10 protein-coding genes are annotated in these 10,196 nt (G+C 59.7%); all 10 read left to right on the top strand.

Annotation, left to right across the window (positions count from 1 at the left end):
- The coding region (locus P9M14_03420; GenBank protein ID MDP8254776.1) for a hypothetical protein at positions 1 to 234 on the top strand (234 nt) is incomplete at its 5' end.
- Positions 235 to 294: 60 nt separating this feature from the next.
- Positions 295 to 600 (top strand): hypothetical protein, encoded by a 306-nt coding sequence (locus P9M14_03415; protein MDP8254775.1) that lies wholly within the window; start codon positions 295 to 297, stop codon positions 598 to 600.
- 159 nt (positions 601 to 759) lie between these two features.
- Positions 760 to 1,251 (top strand): thermonuclease family protein, encoded by a 492-nt coding sequence (locus P9M14_03410; protein ID MDP8254774.1) that lies wholly within the window; start codon positions 760 to 762, stop codon positions 1,249 to 1,251.
- Positions 1,251 to 2,156: a pentapeptide repeat-containing protein gene (locus P9M14_03405; protein MDP8254773.1), complete on the top strand. Its 906-nt coding sequence runs from the start codon at positions 1,251 to 1,253 to the stop codon at positions 2,154 to 2,156. Before P9M14_03410 ends, P9M14_03405 begins: the two co-directional genes overlap by 1 nt.
- Before the next feature lie 197 nt (positions 2,157 to 2,353).
- Positions 2,354 to 3,571 (top strand): lipocalin-like domain-containing protein, encoded by a 1,218-nt coding sequence (locus P9M14_03400; GenBank protein ID MDP8254772.1) that lies wholly within the window; start codon positions 2,354 to 2,356, stop codon positions 3,569 to 3,571.
- Between the two features lie 199 nt (positions 3,572 to 3,770).
- Positions 3,771 to 5,417, top strand: a complete 1,647-nt coding sequence (locus P9M14_03395) for a hypothetical protein (protein ID MDP8254771.1) — start codon at positions 3,771 to 3,773, stop codon at positions 5,415 to 5,417.
- The gene (locus P9M14_03390) at positions 5,417 to 6,154 is read left to right on the top strand and encodes a hypothetical protein (GenBank protein MDP8254770.1); all 738 of its coding nucleotides are present in this window, start codon (positions 5,417 to 5,419) and stop codon (positions 6,152 to 6,154) included. The genes P9M14_03395 and P9M14_03390 overlap by 1 nt, the downstream gene beginning before the upstream one ends.
- Positions 6,155 to 6,623: 469 nt before the next feature.
- Positions 6,624 to 7,841 (top strand): DNA polymerase IV, encoded by a 1,218-nt coding sequence (dinB, locus tag P9M14_03385; protein ID MDP8254769.1) that lies wholly within the window; start codon positions 6,624 to 6,626, stop codon positions 7,839 to 7,841.
- A gap of 88 nt (positions 7,842 to 7,929) precedes the next feature.
- Complete coding sequence (lexA, locus tag P9M14_03380) at positions 7,930 to 8,547, top strand: transcriptional repressor LexA (protein ID MDP8254768.1); 618 nt, start codon at positions 7,930 to 7,932, stop codon at positions 8,545 to 8,547.
- Between the two features lie 3 nt (positions 8,548 to 8,550).
- Positions 8,551 to 8,910 (top strand): hypothetical protein, encoded by a 360-nt coding sequence (locus P9M14_03375; GenBank protein ID MDP8254767.1) that lies wholly within the window; start codon positions 8,551 to 8,553, stop codon positions 8,908 to 8,910.
- Positions 8,911 to 10,196 lie beyond the last annotated feature (1,286 nt).

The raw sequence follows: 10,196 nt of genomic DNA, 5'->3' as shown, positions 1-10,196 counted from the left end.
TGCCCCTGCGGCAGCGGGGAGACGCTCGTTGCGATGGCCCACCTGGTGCCCTTCAGCCGGTTGGTGGCTGTGGTGTCCGATCAGATCGCTGCGCTGCGCTTTGACTTCAGCCCCCTCAAGCACCTGATCACAAGCAACGTCAAGCTGGCCAGGTGGGAGGATATCCAAGAAGGCGCTGCCCGGCGACGCGGCTGGCTTTGCGACACTGGCTTTCGAGACCGGGCGGGGCTGTAGGGGTATTGCATTTATTTTTCAGCAAGGTGTATAAATTATTTTAAATAGGAGGTGAACATTATGAATCAAATTTCTCGTGCTTATGAGTTAACAGGGAGGGCAATGCGTTCTCTAGCCTCGGCATATGATTCGGTTGAGCGTCTGACCCATGCTCTGCATGAGATCTCCTTGCTCCCCCGTGATGAGTTGCCTCGGGATGTCCAAGAAAACATTGATAAAATTTCTGGAATGATAGACCAGGACCAAACGGGTAGTTATAAGCAAAGGCTCGATTCCATGTCTAGTGATCTTAGGCAGGAGCTGTGCACGGCGATTATGGACTTGAATTCTCTGGTGACCGGTCTTTGGTATAAAGCTGAAGATTAGCCAGGTCGTGGTATTGGAGCCAGAGTCTAAAGGCAAATCGCCTGGGGCTGATTTTGAGGTCTATCCCGACGGGAGCGTCAAGCCCTTCGAGGCGGCAAAGGGAAAGCCTCCCACGCCCGCCCAGGCGTTTTACTCGGGTGATCTGAGCACGCTTCGCAGATGAAAAAAGCCATCGGTTGCCTGCTCGCGCTCCTGTTCGTTGGCCTGAGCACTCCGGCCTTCGCCGTAGACCTCCAGGCAACAGTGACGCGGGTGATCGACGGCGACACGTTTGACGTGCTGCTGGCCGACACGGGCATCAAGGAGCGCGTGCGGATCATTGGGATCGACACGCCGGAGATCCCCAGAAACGGAAAAAAGGGCGAGCCGTTCGGCCGCGAGGCCGAGGCCAAGGGCCACGAACTGCTCGATGGCCAGCGGATCACGCTGAGGCTGGACAAGGCCAACGTGGACGACGGCCACCGCGACCGATACAACCGACTCCTGGCACACGTGATCCTCGCCGACGGCCGCTTCTTCACCGAGGTGATGATCTCCGAGGGCCTGGGCCACGCCATTACCAATTTTGACTACGACCCAGATCTAAAGACGCGCTTCCTGGCTGTCGAGCAGACCGCACGGGAGGCCAAAATCGGCATTTGGAGCCCTTGATGGACAAAGAGACCGACACGCCCCCCGAGCCCCCGATTTCCAAAGAAGAAGCCATCGCCATGCTCAAGGAAGGCCAGGTCGAGGAGTGGAACAAGCTTCGAGAGGAAAAACTTTGGGAAGCAGATCTCAAAGACGCCGACCTCAAGGGGGCACACCTCGAGGGCGTTAACCTTATAATGGCGAATCTCGAGGGCGCCAACCTCAGGGAGGCGAATCTCAAGGGCGCTGACCTAAGTGAGGCGAATCTTAAAGGCGCTGTCCTCAATGGGGCGAATCTCGAGGGCGCTGACCTCGAGGGGGCTAATCTCAAGGGCGCTGACCTACGTGAGGCGAATCTCAAGGGCGCTGACCTACGTGAGTCGAATCTCAAGGGCGCTGACCTCATGGCCGCGAATCTCGAGAAGGCGAACGTCGCTTTTGTCCGATTTAACCGTATTTGTTTTCAGGGTCGTAACCGCTGGTCCATAGATGGCAGATATCGCGGGATACGAGTTGATAGTTGCCATGGCAATGCTCGCTTCAAGCGAATGGTTCAGGACGAGGATTTTGTCGAAGAGTTCAAGGCAGCATGGTGGCGCTACCCGCTTTACATCATCTGGCTGATCCTCGCCGACTGCGGCCGGTCGCTATGGCCCTGGATCGGCTGGTCGATCTTGTTTGCCGTCTGGTTCGGGTTCAAGTTCGCCAGCTTTGGGCCAGAGGCGTTTCATCTAGTACACCTGCCGTGGTCAATAGGAGCGATGATCTATTACAGTGTCGTCACGTTCACCACGCTCGGCTTCGGAGATATTGCGCCAAAGACTTTGGAAGCAGCTTACTGGGTCATGGCCGAGGTGATCGTGGGCTACGTGATGCTCGGCGGCCTGATCTCGATCTTAGCCACCAAGCTCGCCCGCAGAAGCTGAGACACCCAGCCCGCTTTACCAACGGCGTTGTAGATAGTCCAACAAAACGTGCTTCAGAGTTATTGCAAAACCGCGCCTGAGTTATCGCGCGCCGCTTCAGGCGGCGAAAGAGTTGGTCAACATGGTTTGACCACGGTCGGCTCCTCGGCCAAAATCGGCCGGCGGACGAGAAACTGCAACGTAAGGATACAAGTTCGATGCGCAGACTGTTGAGGATTCTGTTCAAGACCCTGGGCGTGCTGCTGGTGACGCTGATCGGCCTGGCGCTGGTCGGCATAATCTACGGCTGGGCCGACCGCGGCCTGCTGATCACCACGGAGGACGTGGAGTACGCCTATCCCGAGGATCACCCGGTGCAACTGCCGCGCGATCTGGCGGCGCACCCGGAGTACAAAACCGAGTGGTGGTATTTCACCGGCCACCTCAACGACGATCAGGGGGGCGAGTACGGCTTCGAGCTGGTGTTCTTCCGCATTCGCACCCTGGGCGTGTGGTACAACCACGTGCCGCTGTGGTGGATCTACAAGACCCACGCCACGGTGGCGCAGTTCGCGGTTGTCGACAAGCACAGCGGCGAGCACACATTGGCCGCGCTCAACGCGGAGAACTCGAGTTCCGACGTGGGCGCGCTGACCGAGGCGATGCGCGTCTGGACCTACGACTGGTTTGCCCAGGCCGAGTTCGACCAGAACGACGAGTTGCGGCTGCACATCCGCGCGGACAACGGCCCCTACGCCCTGGACCTCGAGCTGCTGCCGCTCAAGCCCGCGGTGCTGCACGGCGATAACGGGCTGATGCGCAAACAGCCCAACGGCGTAAACTCCAACTACATCTCCTATACGCGGCTGGCCGCAACGGGCACGCTGAGCGTCAAGGGCGAGCCGCGTCCGGTCACGGGCCTAGCCTGGCACGACCACGAGTACGCCTCGGGCTCGCCCTCGCAGCTCGCCGCGGGCTGGGACTGGCTCTCGATCCAGTTCGATTCGGCGGAGGAGCAGGCTGCTGCCGATCAGCCCAATCCCCTGGACGGCGCCGAGCTGATGATCTACCAGGTGCGCTCCATCGACGGGCAAGGGCTCGAGGGGAGCAAGGGCACGTTCGTGGACCGCGAGGGAACGCCGCAGGAGCTTTTACCGGACCGCGATTTCACCCTGCAAACCGGCGGCGAGGGGGTCTGGACCAGCCCGCTGACCGGCGCGGCCTACCCCTTGGGCTGGGTCGTGGAGCTGCCAACGCGCGGCTGGACCGTCGAGGTCTCGCCCGTGGCCCGCGAGCAGGAAGTGCCCGGACCGCTGATCGACGTCAACTACTGGGAGGGGGCCTGCACGGTTACGGCCCACACGCCCCAGGGCTCGATCACGGGCATGGCCTACGTGGAGCTGTGCGGCTACGACGAACGTGTGGACAAGTTCTGACGCGAGGTGGGGTGGCAATAATGTTGGATAACATTATAAAGAGTCGCCCCGCGGCGCAAAGATCATAACTGAGCCACGACCATGGTCATTCGTGTGTTTTGCCGTAGCCCCGAGCTGCCTCAAAGGTGCCTCGCGGACTGGCCGCACCGCTCTTGATACAATTATCGGCTAGAGCATTGCACATTATAAGGAAGCTGTGATGAACGGATATCGATGGATCTTGGCGCTGCTGTTGGCCCTGGCCGCCCTGACGCTGGTCGTGGGTTGCGGCGGTGGCGATGATGACGACGGTGGCGGCGGATCGGGCGGCGATGACGACGATGACGACGACCTGGGTCCGTGGGACGGTATTGAGCTTGAGCAGCTCAGCGCGCCGGACGAGTACAGCGTGGTGATCGTGTTCAGCGTCGATCCGAGCACGGCGTTGGCCGGTGATGTGCGCACCTATCAGATCAGCTCCGAGATCCACGAGCTGGAAATCGAATCAGTGACCTACGATGCGGAGACGGCCCGGGCCACACTGACCACGGGCAAGCAGAAGCTGGGCCTGCAATATACGCTGCAAGCAGGCGGCACTGACCCCGGGCAGGGCGTTGGCGGCGACTTCTGGTCGGCGGACACCGCACAGCTTTGGGCCGTTGACTTCAGTACCCCGGATTTCGACGAGTACCAGCTTACGGCCCAACGCGCGGCAGTGGGCGATTACGGCGTGGTCTACGTTGAGCAGGGCATGGTCGTGGACAACGCCCAGACCACGGTCGAGCAATTCGACCAACACATCTACCCGACCGAAACCGAGCTGTTCTGCGAACCGGGGGACATCGACGACAACGGCAAGGTGCTGATCCTCGGGCTCGACGGCGGGCCGTACTACGGCGGCTACTTCTCGTCGATCAACTCCTACCCTAACGAGCAGACCATGGATTGGTGGGGCATTCACTCCAACGAGATGGAGATGGTCTATATCAACGTGGTCAACGGTTCGTTCTATTACGAGCAGGTGGTGCCCCACGAGTTCCAGCACTTGCTGTACAACGAGGAGCATGGTCAGACCAACCCGTACTGGGCCTATCACGACGAGGGCCTGGCCGAATGCGCTGTACACGCGGTCTACGGAATCAACTCCGGCGCCCTGAGCTACTACCTGAGCGATCCCAACGGATTGATCGGCAACGGCCTGTCGCTGGTCAACTGGACCTGGGGGCTCTACGACAACTACGTCCAGGCCTACCTGTTCTGGACCTACGTGGCCTCGCGCCTGGACGGGGTCCAGACCTACGGCGACGTGTTCACGCTGAGCAACGGCGGCCCCGACCAAGTGCAGCAATTCCTGGTCAACACCCTGGACGAGTCGTTCGCCACGGTGCAGATGAGCAACCTGATCGCCAATTGGGTTCAGGCCTCCAGCGGGCGCTACGGATTCGGCGAGATGCTCAGCTTCGCCGCCCACAGCGTTCCGCGAGTCGATGCGGGCACCACCTCGCTGGCCCTCGAGTCGTTCAGCGGCGCGCTTTTTAAGCTGGGCACCAGCCCGATCAACTACCCCACAACCCAGGGACCCAACATGCTCTACGCCGGGATCGATTCGGGCGACAACGTGGACCTCGAAGCGCCGTTCGACGTGAGCGGCGGTGTGCTGCTGGTCTACAACTCGCGCTTTAAATTCGATACCTGGCCCACCGAGCAATCGGGCCCCGATCTGCCGGCCCTGGCCGACGATAAGTATCGTCCCGCGCCAAGCGCGATCTCGCCGGCTTGGCTCGATCCGCCGCCGTTCCATCCCGAGCGGCTGAACGAGCTGCGGCGCTGGCAGCAGGCCACCATCCTGCGACTGATGGAGCAGTAATGACGATGCGCACCGTGGCGATCATTGCGGTCCTGCTCTCGGCCCTGACCTTTGCGGCCGTTGCAGCGGCTCAGCCGATGCCCACGGGCAACACGCTGGTCATCTACGGCTGGTCCGACGACGACAAACTGTGGGCGTTCGGCGAGCGCGGTGACTATTCCGGCGGGGCGCTGGCCGGCGAGTCGATCCACGTGTACGTGATCGACGCGCTGAAAAACGATTTCGTCAAGAAGCTCGAGGGCGAGTTCACCGAGCGGGACTACCCGGACATGGAGCGCGCTGCCAACGACGCCGCGCGGTTCGACCAACGCACGCACACCCAACTGGGAGCCTTGGGGATCCGCGGCCGAAAGGGCAACGAGGTTTACCGCCAACCGATCGCGGTCTGGCTGGGCTACGACTCGGTGATCAAACAGTTCGGCGAGAACCTGGTGCGCTTCAGCCTGGGCGACCAACACTACGAGATCAAACTCGAACAGAGCGTCGAGCAAAATGCGGAGAACCCCTGGGACGCCAAATCCAAGTTCAGCCTCTCGATCCGCCGCAACTCCGGCCCCTGGCAGGTACTGCAGGCCGACCGCTCGGCCTGGCGCAAATTCATTCAGTACAAGATCGTCTACGTCTCGATTTCGCCCGGCGGCGACAAGATCGCCGTGGTGATCGAGGCGGTGCAGCTTGGTTTTGAGGCGGCGAAAATCCCGCGCTACAAAGGGATCACCGGAGCCCTGCCCCGTTAGTGTTCACCAAATAATGTTATTCAACATTATTACCCACCCTCCATCATCCGACGCAGCCAGGGCCATTGAGCTACGACCTTGGTCTGCTCGCGTTTTTTGCTGCGGCCTAAATGGGGGATTGGGAATCGTGTGTAATGGATAAAAAAAGGGCTGAGGCGGGGCAACCTCAGCATCCAAAAAGGAGGTCAATAGCTACGGTGTGAAGCTATCACGTTTCCTGCAAAACGGATTATAAGCAAGCCATGTGCCATGTGTCAAGGGTGATACAGATTGAAAAACAAGGACATGTAATTTCAACCTGTTATCCGCGGGCAGGGGCATGAATCACATCGATAACATAGGCTAGAACTGCAAAACATCGAATTCATGGGTCAAATTTTCACGGCGGCCTCTCAGTTTTTTGATGTTAAAAATTCGATATTCGCCTTGAAGCTGTACAAATGTACAGTATAATGCCCCTGTGAGCAGCATGGGCAACCGAATTGTATCGGGCGCGGCCACTGCACAAAAGTTATGCAACCGGCAACGCGCGATTATGCACGTGGACATGGACGCGTTTTTCGCGTCGATCGAGCAACGCGACGATCCGACGTTGCGCGGCCGTCCGGTGGCAGTGGGCGGTCCGGCCCAGGGCCGGGGCGTGGTGGCGGCCGCTAGTTACGAGGCGCGGCAATTCGGCGTGCATTCGGCGATGTCCATGGCCCGCGCTTTGCTGTTGTGCCCCAACCTGGTGCGCGTGGATCCGCGCTTTGATGCCTACAACACGGCGTCCAATCTGCTGTTCGAGATTTTGCGCAGCTACAGTCCGCTGGTCGAGCCGCTGAGTTGCGACGAGGCGTTCGTCGACCTAGAGGGCACGGCGCGGCTGTGGGGTCCGCCCCGGGGTGTGGCCCAGCAGGTCAAGCTGCGGGTGGCCCACGAGCTGGAGCTGACCGCCTCAGTGGGTCTGGCCGACAGCCGACTAGTGGCCAAGGTCGCCAGCGACCTGCAAAAGCCCGACGGCCTGGTGGTGGTGCCTCCCGGAGAGTCTCGCGCATTCCTCGCACCCTTGGCCGTGGGACGGCTGTGGGGAGTCGGGCCGCGAGCCCAACAACAACTGGCGCGCCACAACATCGAGACCATCGGTCAACTGGCCCAGACCTCCGAGCAGTGGCTGCTGAGCACGTTCGGTGTGCACGGTCCGCGGCTGAAACAGATGGCCGGCGGCATTGATTCCACGCCGGTGCACACCGAGCACGAGCGGCGTTCGATCAGCCACGAGCAGACTTTCGCCAGCGATCTGGCCCAGCGCGCGCAGCTCGAGGCTTGCCTCGACCGGCTTGTGGCGCGTGTGGGCAACCGCCTGCGCTCCCAACGGCTGTACGCCAAGAGCGTGGGGCTCAAGCTGCGCTACGCCGACTTTTCGACCATCACCCGCGGCCTGACATTGCCCTGCGCGACCCAGGTAACGGCCACGTTGCTGCACGCGGCCCACGAAATGTTCGATCAAGCCTGGCGCGACCATCGTCCGTTGCGGCTGATCGGATTCGCCGTACGCGGCCTGGTCGACCGGCCGGTGGGCCAGGGCGAGCTGTTGGGCGATCCGGCCCGGACGAGCGTCGGATGCAGCTGCTGGGCCCGGCCTGCGACGAGATCTGGCAGCGCTTTGGCAAAGGCGCGGTTTTACCGGCCAGCACCGCGGCCTTAACTAGCGATAAAACCCGCAAATGAGCCTGACTCATGACGCAAAGAGGTACGTTGACCAACAACCAACGCCATGCGCGAGAGGGTGATACATGGCCCAACGGCTGACCAACGCCCGTGTCCGCGTGCTCGACGCGCTGTGGGAGCTGACCGCCGAGCTGGGCATGCCGCCGACCCTGCGCCAGCTTCAACAACAGCTCGGCCTGCGCAGCGTCAACGCGATCAGCGAAGCGCTACGTGCGCTCAAAGGATTGGACCTGGCCGACAACGCGCCGGGCCGCAGCCGCTCGTGGCGCGTCACTCCCCGCGGCAGAGCGGCCCTGGGTCAGCCGGGTCTGGTGCCGCTGCTGGGACGTGTGCGCGCCGGAGTGCCTGCGCTCTCGGACGAGTCGCTCGAGGAGCTGATCGATCCCCTGGGCCTGATTCCGCCCAAGCCCGGCCTGTTCTGTTTGCGCGTGCGCGGCGATTCAATGAGCGGCGACGGGATCATGGACAACGACCTGGCGTTCGTGGACAGCCGCGCCGAGGTGCATCCAGGCGACATCGTGGTGGCGCTGGTTGACGGCGAGGCCACGGTCAAACGCATGCTCGAGGATGGCGACGGGCCGCTGCTGATGCCCAGCAACCCCGACTACCAACCGATCCGCATCACCACCGCCACCGAGCTGCGCATTGCCGGTCGCGTGGTGGCCGTACACCGCAGGCTCTAGCTGATGTCGGAACTGCATTGGTTGATGATTCTGTGGCTCAAAGCATTTGTTTTTACCCTGGCGGTCGAGGTGCCGATCTTCGTGCTCTTTGCGCGGGGTCAAGTCCCGCTGTGGCGCGCGGCAGTGGCCGGTGCTGCGGGCACCTGCCTGACGCACCCGCTGCTGTGGTTCGCCTGGCCGATGGTAATACCCGATAATTATGAGCTTTATCTGGCTACCGGCGAATCGCTGGTCGTGCTGATCGAGACCCTGACCTTCTGGCTGATCGCCCGGCCGATCTCCCTGGGGCGCGCGGCCTGCGCCTCGCTGGTGGCCAACGCCGCAAGCTGGGGCCTGGGCACAATCGTTGATCGGCTGCTCTAGCCCGCACTATTGACGATGCTTCTACTGTGTCGCACACTTGCACGCCTTGCTGACGAACCCTCATGAATAGTCCGGACTAGGCGAATCGCCAAAGACCCGCTTCTTATCAAGGTGTATGCGCGATAATGTCAAGTGATACTTTACATGCTGGATTTCGCTGTTTTACCCGGGTTTGTCTCTAATAATCAACGGCTTAACAGCCCGCCCTTGGTAAAATACTTTAGGACTTGCATGCGAATTGGGATTTCAAATCACAGATTTCGTATAGGTTACGAAGCGCGTATAGTCGTTGGAATTGCAGGGTAATCGCGATTTGGCTCCATGCGATGTTCATATACTGTTTTCCCCTGTCGCGTAAGCTCTTGATTAATCAGGGTAATCTTGAAACCGCACGCATGCGATAATCTTTCGAAAAAAACCGCGATTCCGCTGTAATTCCGCGCGAGTACGATAGGGCTTAGTTGATCGCATAGGTTGAGTTTTCGCCGGTCTGTAAGTTGCTGATTCTAGTGCGAAATAATCGTATGGAATTTTTGGCAAAACATTATGTCAACTAGCCGCCCCTCAGTTTTTTTGTTCAATCGCCGTCCGAGATTCGGTTTTCAATGAGCACCTTTATATTTTACCAGTGGATGGGGAGTTGTGTCAAATGCTATCTTACTTGGCGGGTGAAATTCGGCGTTACAAGAGCAGGGTTAGTTTGGGGGACATGATACTTAATTATAGTTTAACCAACTGATAGATAAGCACTAATAGAGGTATGGCGTCAACAGTCAATTAAGTTTCGTGTCCCCAAAACTCCGGGGATGAGGAATCCCAGGGGCCACCACTCGCGATATACGTGTCATGGGAAAAAGATAACAGAAACAGGACCATTGACAATAATTAAGTATCGTGTCCCTTTCATTGCCTAGTAGACATTGACGCCACTCCGTCATTCAGAGGACGCAGGCCGAAGAATCTACGTGGAGACGTGGAGTTTGTTGTGACTTGTCTGGCAATAAATAGGTATGGTGTCCCCCTATTTGTTTCCTATTTGTCTCTGGTGTCCCCCTATTTGTCTCGCCACGACTGGCCCTGAAAGGCGGAAGCCCCGACCGTTGCCGATTGGGGCTCCCGTTAAACGACGCGGGGCGACCGGTTGGTCGCCCCGCTAAAATGGCTCCGCAAATTGGACCCGATGGAAACTTTTCAGAGGCCCAGTCAATAGGCGCAGTGCCATCATCGCTGCTTTCAATGCCCTCCGTCAGCAGCCGATAACCCTCGTGGTCGAAAGGCACTATGAC

Source organism: Candidatus Alcyoniella australis (assembly GCA_030765605.1).
GTDB classification, from domain to species: Bacteria; Lernaellota; Lernaellaia; order JAVCCG01; family Alcyoniellaceae; genus Alcyoniella; species Alcyoniella australis.
This window is presented reverse-complemented; position numbering and strand designations above follow the sequence as displayed.

Bases quoted from the DNA above. Each gene is read 5' to 3' on its own strand.
- P9M14_03415 (MDP8254775.1), top strand. From the start codon at position 295: ATGAATCAAATTTCTCGTGCTTATGAGTTAACAGGGAGGGCAATGCGT.
- P9M14_03410 (MDP8254774.1), top strand. From the start codon at position 760: ATGAAAAAAGCCATCGGTTGCCTGCTCGCGCTCCTGTTCGTTGGCCTG.
- P9M14_03405 (MDP8254773.1), top strand. From the start codon at position 1,251: ATGGACAAAGAGACCGACACGCCCCCCGAGCCCCCGATTTCCAAAGAA.
- P9M14_03400 (MDP8254772.1), top strand. From the start codon at position 2,354: ATGCGCAGACTGTTGAGGATTCTGTTCAAGACCCTGGGCGTGCTGCTG.
- P9M14_03395 (MDP8254771.1), top strand. From the start codon at position 3,771: ATGAACGGATATCGATGGATCTTGGCGCTGCTGTTGGCCCTGGCCGCC.
- P9M14_03390 (MDP8254770.1), top strand. From the start codon at position 5,417: ATGACGATGCGCACCGTGGCGATCATTGCGGTCCTGCTCTCGGCCCTG.
- dinB (MDP8254769.1), top strand. From the start codon at position 6,624: ATGGGCAACCGAATTGTATCGGGCGCGGCCACTGCACAAAAGTTATGC.
- lexA (MDP8254768.1), top strand. From the start codon at position 7,930: ATGGCCCAACGGCTGACCAACGCCCGTGTCCGCGTGCTCGACGCGCTG.
- P9M14_03375 (MDP8254767.1), top strand. From the start codon at position 8,551: ATGTCGGAACTGCATTGGTTGATGATTCTGTGGCTCAAAGCATTTGTT.